A 17,227-nucleotide genomic window follows, 5' to 3' on the forward strand; every position below is an offset into this window, starting at 1 on the left:
AAAGGGAGCGGCGGCGCTTTTGCCGACCTAAATGGCGAAAAGCGGTGTATGTCTTGCAAATGACGCAAAAGACTGTTCAAAACTCGCCGGGAAATTGGCTTAACGTGGCTGTTTCCGCTATAAAAATCCATCCGATTCTTAACAGAGAATGTGATCCGTTTTGACTGACCAGAGCCCCCCCGGCGGCGGAAAACTTCCGCCAGGCATTGAACCGATTTCCATCATTGAGGAAATGCAGCGGTCTTACCTCGATTACGCGATGAGCGTCATCGTGTCCCGCGCGCTTCCCGATGTCCGTGACGGTCTGAAGCCGGTTCATCGCCGTATCCTTTACGGCATGTCCGAACTCGGCATCGACTGGAACAAGAAATACGTCAAATGCGCCCGCGTCACCGGTGACGTGATGGGTAAATTCCATCCGCACGGCAATTCCGCGATTTACGATGCGCTGGCGCGCATGGCGCAGGACTGGTCTCTGCGCCTGCCGCTGATCGACGGGCAGGGTAACTTCGGCTCCATAGATGGCGATCCGCCGGCGGCCGAACGTTACACCGAGTGCCGTCTCGAAAAGGCAGCCCATTCGCTTCTCGACGATCTCGACAAGGAAACGGTCGATTTCCGCGACAACTACGACGGCACTCTTCATGAGCCGGTCGTCATTCCGGCGAAGTTCCCGAACCTTCTGGTCAACGGGGCAGGCGGCATCGCCGTCGGCATGGCGACGAACATTCCGCCGCACAATCTGTCGGAAGTCATCGATGGCTGTATCGCCCTCATCGACAATCCGGCGATCGAGCTGCCCGAACTGATGCAGATCATTCCCGGTCCGGATTTTCCGACGGGCGCGCTGATCATGGGTCGCTCCGGTATCCGCTCGGCCTATGAGACGGGCCGTGGATCGGTCATCATGCGCGGCCGTGCGACCATCGAGCCGATGCGCGGCGACCGCGAGCAGATCATCATCACCGAGGTTCCCTATCAGGTGAACAAGGCGACGATGATTGAAAAGATGGCCGAACTGGTCAAGGAAAAGCGCATCGAGGGCATTTCCGACCTACGCGACGAATCCGACCGCCAGGGTTATCGCGTCGTCGTCGAGCTGAAGCGCGATGCCAATGCCGAAGTCATCCTGAACCAGATCTATCGCTACACGCCGCTGCAGACCTCCTTCGGCTGCAACATGGTGGCGCTGAACGGCGGCAAGCCGGAACAGATGACGCTGCTGGACATGCTGAGGGCCTTCGTTTCCTTCCGGGAGGAAGTCGTCAGCCGCCGCACCAAGTATCTGCTGCGCAAGGCGCGCGACCGCGCGCATGTGTTGGTCGGTCTGGCGATTTCCGTCGCCAATATCGACGAAGTCATCCGCGTCATCCGTCATGCTCCCGATCCGGCTACGGCCCGCGAGGAACTGATGACGCGGCGCTGGCCGGCGAAGGATGTGGAAAGCCTGATCCTTCTCATCGACGATCCGCGCCACCGCATCAACGAAGACGGCACCTACAATCTTTCCGAAGAGCAGGCACGCGCCATTCTCGAATTGCGCCTTGCCCGCCTGACGGCGCTTGGCCGCGATGAAATCGGCGACGAGCTGAACAAGATCGGTGCGGAAATCAGCGAATATCTCGACATCCTGTCTTCGCGCCTGCGCATCATGCAGATCGTCACGGACGAGCTCATCTCCATCCGTGACGAGTTCGGCACGCCGCGCCGGTCCGAGATCGTCGAGGGTGGCCCCGACATGGACGATGAAGACCTCATATCCCGCGAAGATATGGTCGTCACCGTTTCGCATCTCGGCTACATCAAGCGCGTACCGCTGACGACCTATCGGGCGCAGCGTCGCGGCGGCAAGGGCCGTTCCGGCATGGCGACGCGCGACGCGGATTTCGTCAACCGTCTCTTCGTTGCAAACACCCATACGCCGGTGCTGTTCTTCTCCTCGCGCGGCATCGTCTACAAGGAAAAGGTATGGCGTCTGCCGATCGGCACGCCACAATCGAAGGGCAAGGCCCTCATCAACATGCTGCCGCTGGAGCCCGGCGAGCGCATCACCACCATCATGCCGTTGCCCGAGGACGAGACGACCTGGGACACGCTGGATGTGATGTTCTCGACGACGCGCGGTACGGTTCGCCGTAACAAGCTCGGCGATTTCGTGCAGGTCAACCGCAATGGCAAGATCGCCATGAAGCTGGACGAGGAGGGCGATGAAATCCTCTCCGTCGAAACCTGTACTGAGCATGACGATGTGTTGCTGACGACCGCGCTTGGCCAGTGCATCCGCTTCCCCGTGGACGATGTACGTGTCTTCGCCGGCCGCAATTCCGTCGGCGTACGCGGCATCAACATGGCTGACGGTGACCGCATCATCTCCATGACCATCGTGGGCCATGTGGATGCAGAACCGTGGGAGCGCGCCGCCTACCTCAAGCGTTCGGCCGCTGAACGGCGCGCCGCAGGCGTCGATGAGGAAGATATCGCGCTCGTTGGCGAAGAAGTGACGGAAGAGGGCGAACTGAGCGAAGAGCGTTATCAGGAACTGAAGGCGCGCGAAGAATTCGTGCTGACGGTTTCCGTGAAGGGCTTCGGCAAGCGTTCGTCTTCCTACGACTTCCGCACATCGGGTCGTGGCGGCAAGGGCATCCGCGCCACCGATACCTCGAAGACGACGGAAATCGGCGAACTTGTCGCTGCCTTCCCCGTGGACGATGGTGACCAGATCATGCTGGTTTCCGATGGCGGCCAGCTCATCCGCGTACCGGTAAACGGTATTCGCATCGCCAGCCGCGCGACCAAGGGCGTGACGATCTTCTCCACCGCCAAGGATGAGAAGGTTGTTTCCGTGGAACGCATCAACGAGCCGGAAGGTGACGACGAGGCGGAAAACGACAATGGCGAAGAGGCGGCCGACACTCTGCCGGATACGCCTGAAGCACCGGAGAGCGAGGCGTAAGCCGCCTCGTTTCTTCACCGTCAATCAACAGAAAACCCCGCGGAGCCTGTGCACCGCGGGGTTTTTCTTTGTTTCGTCCGGTTAGGTTCGGTTCTTCAGCGGATCCGGATATGGACCGGAGCGCGCCCGGAGCGGCGGGCGACATGAAGGTGGATGCTGGCTTCCGGCTGGTTGGAGCGCCAGGCGCGGGCACCATGCGACAGAAGCAGGCTGACCAGATCGCGCGTCTTTGCCTTGGAACGATTAAGACCGAGATCGGCAATGCGCATTGCCGCCTCGTGAATGGGATGCAGAACCGACGGGCTGCCGTGCCCGTTGCCAGACGCAATGTCCGAATAATTCTCGTTGACTGCCATCTTGGAAAGCCTCGCTACACATTACACAATTCGAGGAGACAGGCGATGTTTCAACTGTGAGCCACCGCCTGCGTGAACGCCCATTACTGGAGTGACGCCCAGCAGCTGACGCCTTTCTTTTTCAATGCATTGCATGCATTTACCGCGGCGCTCTGGCCATCGAAGCCGCCGAAGCGGGCGCGGTAGACCTGGGCGCCTTCCCGATTGAAGGCGACCGTGAAGGGTTTTGCGGAACGAAGAGCCGCACCGCCTTTTTCCTGCGCACTCTGCAACAGGCCGCGCGCGGAATTCTCATCCGGCGATGCGCCGATCTGGATCACCCAGCCGCCCTGCGGAGCCTCCGCCTTTGCGGAAACGGAAGGTGCGGAGGCTGGCGTGGATGCGGTGACGATATTGTCCAGCTTGGTCGAGTTGGTAATCAACTTACGGTCTGGTGCGACGGACGCCTGAGCGATGGGGTCCTTGCCCTTCTGCCAGGTGGCGGCTTCCATGGCCTTTACGGCCGCATTGGAAGAGGAGCCTGCAAAGGCTGTGACCGGCGCATCTTCGTAACGGGTCTGCGGTACGGGCCCTGCATGCGGCAGGCCGGCATCGGCTGCGGCAACCGCCACGGAGGGAACAGCGGCGGCGATAGTGACGGGTTCTTCAACCGGCATCGACCGCGTCTGTGCGATCAGGTTGCTGTTGCCGCTGCGCGAGGCCTGCGGCAGGTAGGTCGCAACGAGCTTGCGCATGGTGGAGTCGCGGGCGGCGCTGGAGCGGCCGCCGAGAACGACGGCAACGATGGAGCGGCCGTCGATCTGCGCCGATGTCGCAAGGTTGCTGCCGGCTGCGCGGGTATAACCGGTCTTGATACCGTCGACGCCACGCACGGTTCCGACCAGACGATTGTGGTTGCCGATGACCTGCTTGCCGAAATTGAAGGTGCGGGTGGAGAAATAGCCGTAATATTGCGGATAATGCTGGCGAAGCGCGATGCCGAGCCGAGCCTGATCGCGCGCCGTCGTCATCTGCGCCGTGTTGGGCAGGCCGTTGGCGTTGCGATAGGTGGTGCGGGTCATGCCGAGCGCGCGGGCCTTGGCAGTCATCATTCTGGCAAAACGGTCTTCGGAGCCGCCAATATATTCACCGAGGGCGGTGGCCATGTCGTTTGCCGAGCGGGTGACGAGTGCGAGGATCGCCTGTTCGACTGTGACGTTGCCGCCGGCACGCACGCCGAGCTTGGATGGCGGCTCCTTGGCGGCATTGGCCGAGACCGGCACCTTCGAATCGAGCGATATACGCCCGGAATTAAGCGCCTCGAATGTCAGGTAAAGCGTCATCATCTTCGTCAGAGAGGCGGGATAGCGCAGGCCATCCGGATCTTCGCCGTAAAGAACCTTGCCGGTCTTGGCGTCGATGACGATGCCCGCATATTTCGGGTCCGCCTGCGCGGTGCCCACGGATGTTGCGGTTATGAACGCCGCAGCAAGGGTCAACGCAAGAAACCTTACCAAAGACGTCGCACCCGCTTTACGCGAATCTGCCCCAAATAGACTTTTCAACACTGCTGAACTCTTCAATCGCATATTTCTATTCCGCTCGGACGCGCCCCGCCCGAGTGCTCCGGGAAGAAACTTTATCGGGATGGCGTTACCAAGTGGTTTATGAAAGGTATCCACGATCCATAAAATGCGACTTTTCGCGCGCAATCTGTCATGCGCCGTTTCACGGATTTCAGTCTTTTAAGAGGCGTTGCTCGACATAGTGCTTCACATCCGCGTCGAGCTTTTTCCATTGCGGCAGCAGGCTGGCGGAAAAACGGTAGAACAGGCTGAGATCCTGGCCGGCGTGGATATCCCTCTGGCAGTCGCTGCCCGTTGCCTCCTGCGGCGTTTGTGGCAGAAGGCAGCGCACCACATAATCGCTTTCTCCCTCGCGCTGTCCCGTCAATATGACTTCCTTGCCGTAGCCCGAATCGGCACGCAGGCGGTGCAGGGTGAGGCCGTGTTTCAGCGGCACCGGCTCACCCTCCGTCAGCCGGGCATAGATCGGCCCGTAACGGCCGGACATGTCCTCCGACATCGTGCTTTGCGAAAGCTGGATGAAAATCAGCCCCGCCGCCTGTGCCGGATCGTCGAAAATAGCGCGATTGGCGTCCTCATATCCCTTGAGGTCTGGCCAGGTCAGATAAAGATCGGCCCGCTCGCGCTCGCCATCATGGCGTTCGGAAGGCACCCGCAAGGTATTTTTGGACAGCTTCAGCCGGTCGTTGCCGATCGTGATCTCCACCACATCAGTCGCCGTCGTATGGCCCGCCTGAAGAATCCGTTCGCCATACCATCTGACGCCGAAATTGAGGGCGGCGACAAAACCGAGAATAATGACGGCGACGATGACGGCGCGTCGCACCAGGGACGATGAAAGCAGGGGTCTTTCGTTGTGCATGAGCTTCCAGGTTCGTTCTTGTCGCCGGGCGCGGTTTCCCGAGTGGAAATAGATGGGCAAAGCTTTAACCTGCGGCGATCGCCATTGAAATGATGTTTTGCCGCTGCTACCTGATGAGATGCAAGCAAAGGACGGCATATGGCAGCGCGCGACAGATATTCCCGGAAACTCGAATGTTCCAAATGTGGCCATCAGGGTTTTGCCGAGGTGTCGGAATCGGATGAAAAAGGTCGTCGCGACCTCGATTTTCGCATCGATGAAATGCCGCGCGGTTTTCGCACCGAGCGCGCCTCGGTTGATCCGACACAATTCATGATCCGCTGTGGCCAGTGCGGCAACATATTCCGTTTCCAACAAAAAACCGCCTATGCGCCGGGAGGCGAGCCGCGCGTGAAGGCCTGAACGGAAGGTGCCGTGATGACTGTACCGCAACAACCGAACGGAGCGCCGCCAAGGCGCAAACCGATCTGGCCGTGGATCGTGCTGCTGGTGTTGACGCTTTGCGCCATCTATTCCTACAATCGCGCCAACGAGATCATCGCTGAGCTGTCCGACACCTTACCGCCGGCGCTGCTGAACCTTTTCGAGGATATTTTCCGAGGGGGCAGGCACGGCGATGGTGGGCCCAGCATCGGTGTCTGAACAATCGCGCATTTAAAGAAGGGTGTTTTTCCGCGAATCCAGCCTTTATTCAGCGGTCGCATTTCTTCGGCAGATCAAAGAAAAAAGCCCCGCAAACGGGCGGGGCAGGTTGATCGCTCGGGGAAAGTTGGGCAATGCCCGGGAGCGATGTGACTATATAAACGACAATATTGCTGACGCGATAGGCCACTTCCGTTCAAAACAGTACGCCGGCGCATAAAATTTGCTCAAGTAGAAAGATTTTGGGAATTGAACTGGCGAAATCTGTCAGGCAACTTGACAGGAAGCTGCTTTATTCTTTCACTGCCTCGAATTGCACATATTCGCCCCTAACATAACCGGACATGAGCAGACGCATGGATAAATCCGGAATTCTCTTCGTGGCGCTTTTACTGGTGCTCGTGGCAATCGTTTTGAGCTTGGCGCTCGTCGAGGCCCCCCAGCAAAGTCCGGCGCTTCCTTCGAGCGAGGGATCACTGCTGCCGCCTGCAGCGACACCCGGACAATGATTTGCAAACCGGGAACACGACGCGCCGCCTGCTTGGCTCGGCGGGATTGACGGCCTTTTTCAAAACGCTATAAAGCCTCATCACCGAAGGATGGGTGTCCGAGTGGTTTAAGGAACCGGTCTTGAAAACCGGCGTGCGTGAGAGCGTACCGTGGGTTCGAATCCCACCCCATCTGCCATACAATTCCAAAAAGATGATTTGAAAACGCGAACGGGTGACTGTCTCGCCGTGTCGTGGTTTTGGCCTGGAAACTTATCAAGAATGAAGAAACCCGCCTTTCGACGGGCTCCATATTTCAAATCCAGTCAGATTTCCGGACAGCCCCGTTCGTTTGCGAATGTGACGCGCTCAGGTCCGCGGCGGGTAAAACCCTGGACCACGACTCGGCCGGGAGTGACACGTACGACTTCAGGGTCGCGCAGGCCGGATTCGCGGGCAGCAGCGCGGGCTTCGCGTTCGCTGCAGCCGCGCATGCGAGGCGGGCCACGGCGGTCCATGTCGCGATCGCGGATGACCGGGCGGACGCCGTCGGGGCCTATCCTCAACTCCATGTCCTGCGCGCCTGCCGGGATCGGCGCAGCGATGGATATCAGGGCGATGCCGAGCGCCAGACCCGTAGCTTTTATTGACTTGACCATGGTTTCCTCCCTCAGCCGAAAACCGGCGGAAGCTTGCTTGTTTGCGGGGAGGAAACGCGGCGGCCCTCCATTTGTTCCGTCGAGGCGAACACCGGGAGAGAGGGACGACTGCGGGCACATGGCGCTTTCAGTGTTGCGGAAAAGACATAAATCATTAACCACGTTCGTTACAATTTTATCGATTTTGCAGAAGCCGTTCGCATTTTCGCCATGTTATGCACAAGATTAAGCGACTGTTAGGTGCTTCGATGGCAGGGGCAAGGCAATCGAAGCGGAAGAGGGTGCGGTTCTCCGAGCCAGCAAGCAGCGTGGGGCAAACGATTTGAAATCTACGGTCAAGAAACTCGGCATCAACGCCAGATCGGGCGTGAAGTGGCTTGCAATTTCCGTGCTTTGCGCCGCGACAGCTTCGTGTTCCACCACATCCGAGACCAAACCGAAGCAGAAACGCAGCAAGGAATATTTTTCCGAATCGGAATATGGCGTGAAAGCCAGCCCGCGTGTGGCCGATGGCCAGAACATTCCCAAGGGTGGCGGGCGCGAATTGGTCGGCAATGCCTATACCGTCAAGGGCCGCCGTTATTTTCCGAAAGAAGAGCCGGGTTACAACAAGACCGGTCTTGCCTCCTGGTACGGGTCCGCGTTCCACGGCCGCCTGACGGCAAATGGCGAGGTCTACGACAAAGAACACCTTTCCGCCGCACATCCGACATTCCCCCTACCGAGCTATGCGCGTATCACCAACGTGGAAAACGGCGCTTCGGTTCTGGTGCGCGTCAACGATCGCGGGCCGTTCCATGCGGGCCGCCTGATCGACGTTTCCAGCAAGACGGCCGATCTACTCGATATGAAGACGACCGGAACGGCGAATGTGCGGGTGCAATATGCCGGCCGCGCGCCGCTTGACGGTCACGACATGCCCTATCTGATGGCGTCCTATATTCCGAAGGGCTCGCGCTCTCCGGGCGTCGCGCCGGAAGGGCAGATCGCCACAGGCGTGATGGTGGCTTCGGCTTCCCCGAATTTCGTGCCGGCTCAAGATTCGGGCCGTAGCTATGGCGGCTCCGCCCAGACGGCTCTGGTGGGCTCCAGGAAGAATGCGGCGCTTCAGGCCATGCCACTAGTCAATGGCCCTGCGCCGTCGTTCGAGCAATTTGCGGTTCTGCCGGAAATCGGTCCGTTCCTCGCCGAGCGTCCGGAGGGCAATTTCATCCATCAGCCGGCAGCGCCTGGCGGCAACTATCTGCGCGTGCCGACACCATCTTCCAAATACGCGGCCGCCTATTCCGAGGAATCGTCTGCCGTTTCCAAGACCTCGCGCGCCTTCGACAGCGTTCTCGTCGATCGGGGAGCGCTTAACGAGCAGTCCATATTGGCCCATGTGAAGCGTCAGCAGACAGCATCACGCTGACGGGTTGAAGGATTTGCGGTCGTCTCGTGCTTTCAGTGCGAGTGGCGGGTTACGGCAGGGCAAAATTGGGCGGTTTCATGCGCAAAGCCATTCATCGCTCTTTTTGTTCGGTCGCTGCGGCGGCAGTCTTTGCACTTTTCGGCAATGGTTCGGCGCAATCGCAAACAGCGCCTTTCATCGCCAAGGCTGAACAGGCCTATATGATCGATGCCGAAACCGGCACGGTGCTGCTTTCCCAAAATGAAAACCAGTCCTTTCCGCCTGCTTCGCTCGCCAAGTTGATGACGGTGGAGGTGGTGCTGGATGCGCTGGCCAAAGGGCAGGTGACACCTGAGACGGCTTATCCCGTTTCGGAATATGCTTGGCGGACGGGCGGCGCGCCCTCGCGAACCTCGACCATGTTTGCAGCGCTTAAATCCTCCGTCAGCATCAATGATCTCCTGACCGGAATTGTCGTGCAGAACGCCAATGACGGCTGCATCATCGTAGCCGAAGGCATGGCCGGGTCCGATCCCGCCTTTGCCAAGCGCATGACGGCGCGGGCGGGCGAACTTGGCATGGGCAGCAGCACCTTCGCCAATTCGACGGGGCTTCCCGATCCGGGCAATCAGACGAACGCGAAGGACATGGTGCTTCTCGCCCGGCATCTGCGCGATACCTATCCCGACCGATATGAGCTTTTCACCAGGCCGGATTTCGAATGGAACCGGATTTTCCAACGCAACAAGAACACGCTGCTTATGCCGGGCAGCGGCATAGACGGTCTCGGACTTGGTTTTGCGGAAGGCAGCGGTTTCGCAGCCGTGGTTTCGTCCGAGCGCGATGGACGCCGGGTTTATCTGGCACTTGCCGGCATCGCCGATGACAAGACGCGGCAGGAAGAGGCCCGCCGGGTGGTGGACTGGGGGCTGACTGCCTTCGAAAAACGCCATCTTTTCGCGAGAGACGAAGCTGTCGGTTCCGTCAGCGTTTATGGCGGCGATGTCTCGCATATCGACCTGTCAGCGAAAGAAGACGTCAGCGTGCTGGTGCCGGTCAACAATCCGGAGCGGATTTCCGGGCGGATCGTTTATCGCTGGCCGTTGAATGCGCCGTTGGACAGCGGCGCAAATGCCGGAACGCTGAAAATTTATTCCGGCGAGCGTCTGTTGCGAGAAGTGCCGCTTTATACGAAGGCGGCGGTCGGCAAGGGCACGCTGACCCAGAATGCGGCAGGTGCGCTCAAGGAATTGCTGCTGTTCTGGCTTTGATGCCGCTCCCGCAACCCGCAACTTTCCCTATGCTTTTGTTCAGGCACCGGATTTTCTGAAAAGCGCTTCACACTTTTCGGTTCGATGCTGTAAACAGGCATTTCAATATTTCTGAGAATTCCTCACAGGACGTGACATTGGCCGAAAAGACCGGATTGTTCATCAGCTTCGAGGGCGGCGAGGGTGCCGGCAAGTCGACGCAGATTCGCACGCTTGCCGAGGCGCTTCGCGGCCGTGGTTTCGATGTGGTCGTGACGCGTGAGCCAGGCGGCTCACCGGGGGCGGAGGCCGTGCGACATGTTCTCCTGTCGGGTGCTGCCGAATCCTTCGGCGTGCGCATGGAGGCGATTCTTTTCGCGGCGGCGCGCAACGACCATGTCGAGGAAGTCATTCGCCCGGCACTGGAGAAGGGCGCAATCGTGCTCTGCGACCGGTTTCTTGATTCCTCGCGTGTCTATCAGGGCACGACCGGCAATCTGGAGCCGGATTTCATCGAGACGCTGCAACGCGTTGCGATCGATGGCGTCGTGCCGGAACTGACATTGATCTTCGACATTGCCGCCGAAAAGGGTCTTGCCCGCGCCAGAAATCGTGCGGATGAGGGGGCGACGCCGGACCGGTTCGAAAAAGAGGAAATCGAGACCCACGAGAAGCGGCGGGAGGCCTATCTGGACATCGCGCTAGCCGAGCCGCGTCGCTGCCGGATCGTCAATGCCGACCAGCCGGCAGAAAAGGTGACGGAAGACGTCATGTCCTTTGTCGAGCCACTGCTCGAACGATTGGAAACTGCGACGGGCGCGGAGCATGAGTGAGGTTCAGGGCGTTCTCGAAGGCGCAATCGCGCCGCAGCAGAACACGAAACTTTTCGGGCACAAGGAAGTGGAAGCGTTTCTGGCGCAATCCTATCGTTCCGGCAAAGGCCACCATGCCATTCTGATCGAAGGGCCGGAAGGCATCGGCAAGGCGACGCTTGCCTTTCGTTTCGCCAATCATGTGCTGAACCACCCCGATCCTGCCTCAGCACCGGATTTCCTGGCCGATCCCGACCCTGAATCGCTTGTCAGCCGGCAGATCACCTCCGGTGCGTCGCATAATCTGCTGCATCTGACCCGTCCGGTGGATGAAAAGACCGGCCGCGTCAAATCCGCTATTACGGTGGATGAGGTGCGGCGGGCAGGGCACTTCTTCTCGCAGACCTCGGGCACCGGCAACTGGCGGATCGTCATCATCGATCCAGCCGACGACCTCAACCGCAATGCCGCAAACGCCATTCTCAAAATACTGGAGGAGCCGCCCAAGCGGGCGATGTTCCTCGTTCTGTCGCATGCGCCGGGCAAATTGCTGCCAACTATCCGCTCGCGCTGCATGCCGCTCAGGCTGCTGCCGCTTTCGGATGCCGACATGGTGCAGAGCCTCGATCATCTCGGCATCAGCGCCAGCGGCGAAAAACGCGACGTCCTGCTTTCCGGCTCCAAGGGCAGCGTCGCGCAGGCGCTGAAGCTGATGAATTACGGCGGCTCCGACATCGTCGAGGCGCTCGCCTCGGTCATGGCGGCGGACGGGCCGGGCGCCCGCAAGCAGATGCACAAGCTGGCCGAGGTTCTGGCGCAGAAGGACGGCGACATCGTTCTCGGCTTCTTCATGGAACATGTCACGGAGGAGCTGATGGCGCGGGCGCGGGCGGCGGCAATGGCGGGCGATATCGCGGCGGCAGAAAAACACGCGCGCCTTTCCTCCACGCTTTCGGAACGTATTACCGTTGCGCAGGCCTATAATCTCGACAAGAAGCAGATGGTGCTTTCCATTCTGGAAGACATCCGCAGCGTGTGAGGCCCAAGAGATCGTACGGAACGTACGCTTTTGCTTTCGCTGTTGCGAACAATCGTTTAAGAGCGGTCTATCCAAAAAAACAGCCTGTAAAGTCGATAGACCGTCATGACAGACAAGACACCTTTCTACATCACCACCGCGATCTCCTATCCTAACGGCAAGCCGCATATCGGCCACGCCTATGAACTGATCGCGACGGACGCCATGGCGCGCTTTCAGCGTCTGGATGGAATGGATGTTTTCTTCCTGACCGGCACCGACGAACACGGCCAGAAGATGCAGCAGACGGCGCGGGCGGAAGGCATTTCGCCGGAAGAGCTGGCGCAGCGCAATTCCGAGCAGTTCCGCGAGATGGGCAAGCTGCTCAACGCTTCGAACGACGATTTCATCCGCACCACGGAAGAACGTCACCACGAGACCTCGCGCAATATCTGGAACCTGATGGCCGATAGCGGCGACATCTACAAGGACAGCTATGCCGGCTGGTATTCCGTGCGCGACGAAGCCTATTACGGCGAGGACGAGACGGAGGTACGCGCCGATGGCGTTCGTTACGGGCCGCAGGGCACGCCCGTCGAATGGGTGGAGGAGGAGAGCTATTTCTTCAAGCTCTCCGAATACCAGGACAAGCTGCTGAAGCTCTACGAGGAAAACCCTGAATTCATCGGTCCGGCCGAACGTCGCAACGAAATCGTCTCCTTCGTCAAATCTGGCCTCAAGGACCTGTCGATTTCCCGCACCACCTTCGACTGGGGCATCAAGGTTCCTAACGATCCGAAGCACGTCATGTATGTCTGGGTCGATGCGCTGACCAACTACATCACCGCCACGGGTTATATCGAAGACAAAAACGGTCCGCGTGCGAAATACTGGCCCGCCGACGTGCATATCATCGGCAAGGACATCATCCGCTTCCACGCGGTCTATTGGCCGGCTTTCCTGATGAGCGCAAAGCTGCCGCTGCCCAAGCGGGTCTATGCGCACGGCTTCCTGCTCAACAAGGGTGAGAAGATGTCGAAGTCGCTCGGCAACGTCGTCGATCCGGCCAATCTGGTCAACCATTTCGGTCTCGATCAGATCCGCTATTTCTTCCTGCGCGAAGTCTCCTTCGGCCAGGACGGCAGCTACAGCGAAGAGGGCATCGCCACCCGCATCAATGCCGATCTCGCCAATGGCATCGGCAATCTGGCCAGCCGTTCGCTGTCGATGATCGTCAAGAATTGCGATGGCCAGATCCCGACGCCCGGCGCGTTTAACGATGAAGACAAGGCGATGCTCGCCTCGGCCGATGGGCTACTTGAGATTTGCCGCGAGGAGATGGGCAAGCAGCTTGTCCACCGTGCGCTTGCGGCCATCATCGCCGTCGTCTCGGAAACCGACCGCTATTTCGCGTCACAGGAGCCATGGGCCCTGAAGAAGACCGATCCGGAACGTATGGGCACCGTGCTTTACGTGACGGCCGAAGTGGTGCGCCAGATCGGCATTCTCCTGCAACCCTTCATGCCCGGCTCCTGCGAAAAGCTGCTCGATCTGGTTGCGGCTGCCGCCGACAAGCGTGATTTTGCAGCACTCGGTGAGGCGGGTCGTCTGGTTCCGGGCACCCCGCTGGAAGCGCCGAAGCCGGTGTTCCCGCGTTACGTCGCACCGGAAGCGTGAAGGCGACAACCATGCTGATCGATACGCATTGCCATCTGGATTTTCCCGATTTCGAGGCTGAGCGCGACGATATCATCGCCCGCGCCCATGCGTCCGGCGTCGCCCAGATGGTGACGATCTCGACGCGGGTGCGCCGTCTGCCGGAGCTTTTGAAGATCGCGGAGAAATATCCGTCGGTTTTCTGCTCGGTCGGCACGCACCCCAACAATGCTGACGAAGAACTCGATATTTCGGCCGACGAGCTTGTGCGGCTGGCGGAAAGCCATGACAAGATCGTGGCGATCGGCGAGGCGGGGCTGGATTATTTCTACGACACGCAAAAGCCGGAAGACCAGAAAACCGGCCTCATTCGCCACATCGAGGCGGCAAGGAGGACGAAGCTTCCGCTCGTCATCCACAGCCGCAGCGCCGATGAGGACATGGTCGCTCTTCTGCGCGAGGAAAGCGGCAAGGGTGCCTTTCCCTTCATTCTACATTGCTTTTCCGCCGGTCCTGATCTCGCGAAAACAGGTGTCGAACTCGGGGGTTATGTGTCCTTTTCCGGCATTCTGACCTTCCCGAAATCGCAGGATATTCGCGATATCGCCGCCACCGTGCCGCTTGACAGGCTGCTGGTGGAAACCGATGCGCCCTATCTTGCACCGAAGCGCTGGCGCGGCAAACGCAACGAGCCTTCCTATGTCGTCAACACGGCGGAAGTTCTGGCCGAGGTGCACGGTGTTTCGTTTGATCGCATGGCGGAAATCACCACCGAGAACGCCTTCCGCTGCTTTTCGAAGATGACAAGGGTGTAGGCGTGGCAATCTACCGTCGCCGCTTCACGGTTCTCGGATGCGCGTCCTCTCCCGGCGTGCCTCGAATCAACGGCGACTGGGGCGCATGCGACCCTGACAACCCCAGGAATCGGCGCACACGCGCGGCCTTCATGGTGGAGCAGATCGGGTCTGACGGCGGCAAGACCACCGTCGTCATCGATACCGGCCCCGATTTTCGCGAGCAGATGATCGCCGCGAAGGTGGAGGCGGTCGATGCGGTTCTTTACACCCATGCCCATGCCGACCATCTGCACGGCATTGACGATTTGCGCATCTATTTCGCCATCCAGCAGAGCCGTATTCCTATCTACGCGGATCCTGTCACCATGGCGCGCATAAGGGACGGTTTCGCCTATTGTCTGGAAACGCCTTCGGGCAGCAGCTATCCGCCGATCGTCGAACCCCGGATCATCGCCGATATCGACGCGGCCCTGATCGTTGACGGGGCAGGCGGGCCGATACCATTCAACGTGCATATGCAGCAGCATGGCGACGTGCATTCGCTCGGCTTTCGCATCGGTGACGTCGCCTATTGCACCGATGTCAGCGATTTTCCGGCCGAAAGTCTGGGCAAGCTTGCCGGCCTCGATGTTCTCGTCATCGATGCGTTGCAGCACCGGTATCATCCCAGCCACCTCTCGCTCGAACAGGCGCTCGGCTGGATCGAAAGATTGGCACCCAAAAGAGCGATCTTGACCCACATGCATATTCCGCTCGATTATGACGCGGTGATGCGCGAAACGCCCGAACATGTTGAACCGGCTTACGACCAGATGCGTTTCGAAGTCGAAATCGAAGCACCCTAAAAGGAACAGCATGTCGACCAGGCCTTTCCGTGCACCGAGTATGGCGAGCTTCTTCGACAATCTGCGCGCCAGCCGCCTGCGGGCGATGTTCCGGCGCGGCGAACTGGGGCTGGTGGTCCTTGCGGTTTTCATCGGCATTGCCGCAGGCCTTCTGGTGGCGCTGATCGGCGCGTTGAGCACGGCGCTGCATGTTCTGGTCTTCGGCGTCGAGCGGCTCAGCAGCAGCGATCTGTCCGGCTGGATCGTGTTTTTCGGGCCAATCATCGGCGGCATCGTGCTCGGCCTTGTCATCCTGTTTCTTTCGAAGACCCGCAAAAAGCCCATGGTCGACCCCATCGAGGCGAATGCGCTGCATGGCGGCCGCCTGTCGCTGACCGACAGCATCATCGTCTGCGTGCAGAACATCGTCTCCAACGGTTTCGGCGCTTCGGTGGGGCTTGAAGCCGGTTATACGCAGATCGCCAGCGGCGTCGCATCGAAGATCGGTATCCAACTGAAACTGAGGCGAGGGGACATGCGCATCCTCGTCGGCTGCGGCGCTGCGGGCGCCATCGCTGCGGCCTTTAACGCCCCTCTGACCGGAGCGTTTTACGCCATCGAACTCATCATCGGCACCTATACCGTCGTGACGCTCGCGCCGCTTGTCGTGTCAGCCTTGGTGGCCAGTATCGTCGCGGGGCTTATCGGCGGCCACGGCCTGTCGATCGATATTTTCGACGCCGGCCGCGTGACGCCGCCGGATTATGTGCCGGCCATCTTTCTCGGCGTGGTTTGCGCCGCGATCGGCATCGTGCTGATGCAGACGGTCTCCCTTATCGAGGAGACGGCCCGCAAAAGCGCCATTCCCGGCTGGCTGCGTCCAGCGATCGGGGGCGTGGCGGTTGGCGGTCTTGCGTTGATTTCGCCGCAGGTCCTGTCGAGTGGCCACGGCGCGCTCCATCTCAACATCGATGCCAACCTGACGATATACGGACTTGCCGGGCTTTTCCTGCTGAAGGCGGCGGCCAGCGCCATTTCCATCGGCTCGAATTTTCGCGGCGGCCTGTTTTTCGCCTCGTTGTTCATGGGCTCGCTGCTCGGCAAGATTTTTGCGATCTGTGCGCCTTATATCGGTTACGGCTCGACATCGCCGATCGTCTATGCCGTGATCGGCATGAGCGCATTCGCCGCCGCCATCATCGGTGGCCCGTTGACAATGACGTTTCTGGCGCTGGAACTGACCGGCGACTTTCAGATCACGGTTCTGGTGCTCGCCGCCGTCATCACCACCTCGCTCGTGGTGCGCACGACCTTCGGTTACTCCTTCGCAACCTGGCGTTTTCACCTGCGGGGCGAAAGCATTCGCAGCGCCCATGACATTGGCTGGATACGCGACCTGACGGTGGGCAAGATGATGCGCGCCGATATCCGCAAGGCCAATGTCAGCATTGGTCTTCCGGCCTTCAAGGAGAAATTCCCGCTCGGTTCGACGCAGCGCGTGATCATGACCCATGATGACGGGCGTTACGCCGGCATCGTCCTTCTACCGGAAATCTACGCCGACCCGATGGATCGCGATCCGAGCAAGATCAGCCTCGAAACCTATCTGCGCTACAAGAATGACGCACTATTGCCGGCGATGAACGCACGTCAGGCAGCGGCAGCCTTCGACGCCACGGAAAGCGAAGCACTGGTCGTCGTCAACGACAAGATCGAAAACCGACCCGTTGGCCTGCTGACGGAAAGCCATACGTTGAGGCGTTACAGTGAAGAACTCGATCTGCGCCGCCGTGAAACGTCCGGCGAGCTGTAATGCCGTCTGCGGGTAAAATGACCTTTACCGTGTGCAGCACACTTGATCTTTTAGTTCCATAATATAGATTATGCGATCTTACCGTGTAGCGGGGTACATTCTATTTCCGAGTGCGACATGCCAATAATTTCAATGGCTTCAC

The 17,227-nt window shown here is 59.5% G+C and carries 16 protein-coding genes and 1 tRNA gene; 13 read left to right on the forward strand and 4 right to left on the reverse strand.

Going from position 1 to position 17,227, the window contains the following annotated elements; all coding sequences use genetic code 11:
- The first annotated feature begins 160 nt into the window (after positions 1 to 160).
- On the forward strand, positions 161 to 2,953 hold the full coding sequence (gyrA, locus tag RS75_RS06195; protein WP_045018447.1) for a DNA gyrase subunit A: 2,793 nt from the start codon (positions 161 to 163) through the stop codon (positions 2,951 to 2,953).
- Positions 2,954 to 3,048: 95 nt separating this feature from the next.
- Here the strand turns inward: gyrA and RS75_RS06200 are convergent, their stop codons facing one another.
- The 3 genes from RS75_RS06200 to RS75_RS06210 form a co-directional block, all read right to left on the reverse strand.
- Positions 3,049 to 3,309, reverse strand: a complete 261-nt coding sequence (locus tag RS75_RS06200) for a hypothetical protein (RefSeq protein ID WP_045018448.1) — start codon at positions 3,307 to 3,309, stop codon at positions 3,049 to 3,051.
- A gap of 83 nt (positions 3,310 to 3,392) precedes the next feature.
- On the reverse strand, positions 3,393 to 4,877 hold the full coding sequence (locus tag RS75_RS06205; RefSeq protein WP_084686519.1) for a D-alanyl-D-alanine carboxypeptidase family protein: 1,485 nt from the start codon (positions 4,875 to 4,877) through the stop codon (positions 3,393 to 3,395).
- Positions 4,878 to 5,025: 148 nt separating this feature from the next.
- Positions 5,026 to 5,736 carry a hypothetical protein gene (locus RS75_RS06210; protein WP_045018450.1) on the reverse strand — a complete coding sequence of 237 codons (711 nt, stop codon included), beginning with the start codon at positions 5,734 to 5,736 and terminating at the stop codon, positions 5,026 to 5,028.
- Positions 5,737 to 5,874: 138 nt separating this feature from the next.
- On the opposite strand from RS75_RS06210, the gene RS75_RS06215 reads away from it, so the two are divergent.
- The 4 genes from RS75_RS06215 to RS75_RS06225 all read left to right on the forward strand — a co-directional run bounded on the left by RS75_RS06215 (position 5,875) and on the right by RS75_RS06225 (position 7,065).
- On the forward strand, positions 5,875 to 6,138 hold the full coding sequence (locus RS75_RS06215) for a hypothetical protein (RefSeq protein ID WP_045018451.1): 264 nt from the start codon (positions 5,875 to 5,877) through the stop codon (positions 6,136 to 6,138).
- Positions 6,139 to 6,153: 15 nt separating this feature from the next.
- Entirely contained in the window at positions 6,154 to 6,378 is a 225-nt protein-coding gene (locus RS75_RS06220) for a hypothetical protein (protein WP_045018452.1), read from the forward strand.
- A 356-nt stretch (positions 6,379 to 6,734) separates the two neighbouring features.
- Entirely contained in the window at positions 6,735 to 6,887 is a 153-nt protein-coding gene (locus tag RS75_RS26855) for a hypothetical protein (protein WP_052679663.1), read from the forward strand.
- Positions 6,888 to 6,975: 88 nt separating this feature from the next.
- Positions 6,976 to 7,065 (forward strand) — tRNA-Ser (locus RS75_RS06225).
- Between the two features lie 127 nt (positions 7,066 to 7,192).
- Here RS75_RS06225 and RS75_RS06230 read toward each other — a convergent pair.
- Positions 7,193 to 7,525 carry a hypothetical protein gene (locus tag RS75_RS06230; protein WP_045018453.1) on the reverse strand — a complete coding sequence of 111 codons (333 nt, stop codon included), beginning with the start codon at positions 7,523 to 7,525 and terminating at the stop codon, positions 7,193 to 7,195.
- Between the two features lie 322 nt (positions 7,526 to 7,847).
- On the opposite strand from RS75_RS06230, the gene RS75_RS06235 reads away from it, so the two are divergent.
- The 8 genes from RS75_RS06235 (at position 7,848) to RS75_RS06270 (ending at position 17,085) form a co-directional block, all read left to right on the forward strand.
- Positions 7,848 to 8,936, forward strand: a complete 1,089-nt coding sequence (locus RS75_RS06235; protein ID WP_045018454.1) for a septal ring lytic transglycosylase RlpA family protein — start codon at positions 7,848 to 7,850, stop codon at positions 8,934 to 8,936.
- A 77-nt stretch (positions 8,937 to 9,013) separates the two neighbouring features.
- On the forward strand, positions 9,014 to 10,186 hold the full coding sequence (locus RS75_RS06240; protein WP_045018782.1) for a D-alanyl-D-alanine carboxypeptidase family protein: 1,173 nt from the start codon (positions 9,014 to 9,016) through the stop codon (positions 10,184 to 10,186).
- A gap of 137 nt (positions 10,187 to 10,323) precedes the next feature.
- The gene (gene tmk, locus RS75_RS06245) at positions 10,324 to 10,998 is read left to right on the forward strand and encodes a dTMP kinase (protein WP_045018455.1); all 675 of its coding nucleotides are present in this window, start codon (positions 10,324 to 10,326) and stop codon (positions 10,996 to 10,998) included.
- Complete coding sequence (locus tag RS75_RS06250) at positions 10,991 to 12,016, forward strand: DNA polymerase III subunit delta' (protein ID WP_045018456.1); 1,026 nt, start codon at positions 10,991 to 10,993, stop codon at positions 12,014 to 12,016. The genes tmk and RS75_RS06250 overlap by 8 nt, the downstream gene beginning before the upstream one ends.
- Before the next feature lie 105 nt (positions 12,017 to 12,121).
- The gene (gene metG / locus RS75_RS06255) at positions 12,122 to 13,672 is read left to right on the forward strand and encodes a methionine--tRNA ligase (RefSeq protein ID WP_045018457.1); all 1,551 of its coding nucleotides are present in this window, start codon (positions 12,122 to 12,124) and stop codon (positions 13,670 to 13,672) included.
- A gap of 11 nt (positions 13,673 to 13,683) precedes the next feature.
- A complete protein-coding gene (locus RS75_RS06260; RefSeq protein WP_045018458.1) occupies positions 13,684 to 14,466 on the forward strand; it encodes a TatD family hydrolase in 783 nt (260 codons plus the stop codon).
- Between the two features lie 2 nt (positions 14,467 to 14,468).
- A complete protein-coding gene (locus RS75_RS06265; RefSeq protein WP_045018459.1) occupies positions 14,469 to 15,293 on the forward strand; it encodes an MBL fold metallo-hydrolase in 825 nt (274 codons plus the stop codon).
- A gap of 10 nt (positions 15,294 to 15,303) precedes the next feature.
- The gene (locus RS75_RS06270; protein ID WP_084686523.1) at positions 15,304 to 17,085 is read left to right on the forward strand and encodes a chloride channel protein; all 1,782 of its coding nucleotides are present in this window, start codon (positions 15,304 to 15,306) and stop codon (positions 17,083 to 17,085) included.
- The last annotated feature ends 142 nt before the right edge of the window (positions 17,086 to 17,227 follow it).

The organism is Rhizobium nepotum 39/7 (genome assembly GCF_000949865.1).
Classification (GTDB): Bacteria; Pseudomonadota; Alphaproteobacteria; order Rhizobiales; family Rhizobiaceae; genus Agrobacterium; species Agrobacterium nepotum.

Coding starts and splice junctions, on each gene's coding strand:
- RS75_RS06205 (WP_084686519.1), bottom strand. CDS start 4,877: ATGCGATTGAAGAGTTCAGCAGTGTTGAAAAGTCTATTTGGGGCAGAT.
- RS75_RS06220 (WP_045018452.1), top strand. CDS start 6,154: ATGACTGTACCGCAACAACCGAACGGAGCGCCGCCAAGGCGCAAACCG.
- RS75_RS06250 (WP_045018456.1), top strand. CDS start 10,991: ATGAGTGAGGTTCAGGGCGTTCTCGAAGGCGCAATCGCGCCGCAGCAG.
- RS75_RS06260 (WP_045018458.1), top strand. CDS start 13,684: ATGCTGATCGATACGCATTGCCATCTGGATTTTCCCGATTTCGAGGCT.
- RS75_RS26855 (WP_052679663.1), top strand. CDS start 6,735: ATGGATAAATCCGGAATTCTCTTCGTGGCGCTTTTACTGGTGCTCGTG.
- RS75_RS06270 (WP_084686523.1), top strand. CDS start 15,304: ATGTCGACCAGGCCTTTCCGTGCACCGAGTATGGCGAGCTTCTTCGAC.
- metG (WP_045018457.1), top strand. CDS start 12,122: ATGACAGACAAGACACCTTTCTACATCACCACCGCGATCTCCTATCCT.
- RS75_RS06210 (WP_045018450.1), bottom strand. CDS start 5,736: ATGCACAACGAAAGACCCCTGCTTTCATCGTCCCTGGTGCGACGCGCC.
- RS75_RS06215 (WP_045018451.1), top strand. CDS start 5,875: ATGGCAGCGCGCGACAGATATTCCCGGAAACTCGAATGTTCCAAATGT.
- RS75_RS06230 (WP_045018453.1), bottom strand. CDS start 7,525: ATGGTCAAGTCAATAAAAGCTACGGGTCTGGCGCTCGGCATCGCCCTG.
- RS75_RS06240 (WP_045018782.1), top strand. CDS start 9,014: ATGCGCAAAGCCATTCATCGCTCTTTTTGTTCGGTCGCTGCGGCGGCA.
- RS75_RS06200 (WP_045018448.1), bottom strand. CDS start 3,309: ATGGCAGTCAACGAGAATTATTCGGACATTGCGTCTGGCAACGGGCAC.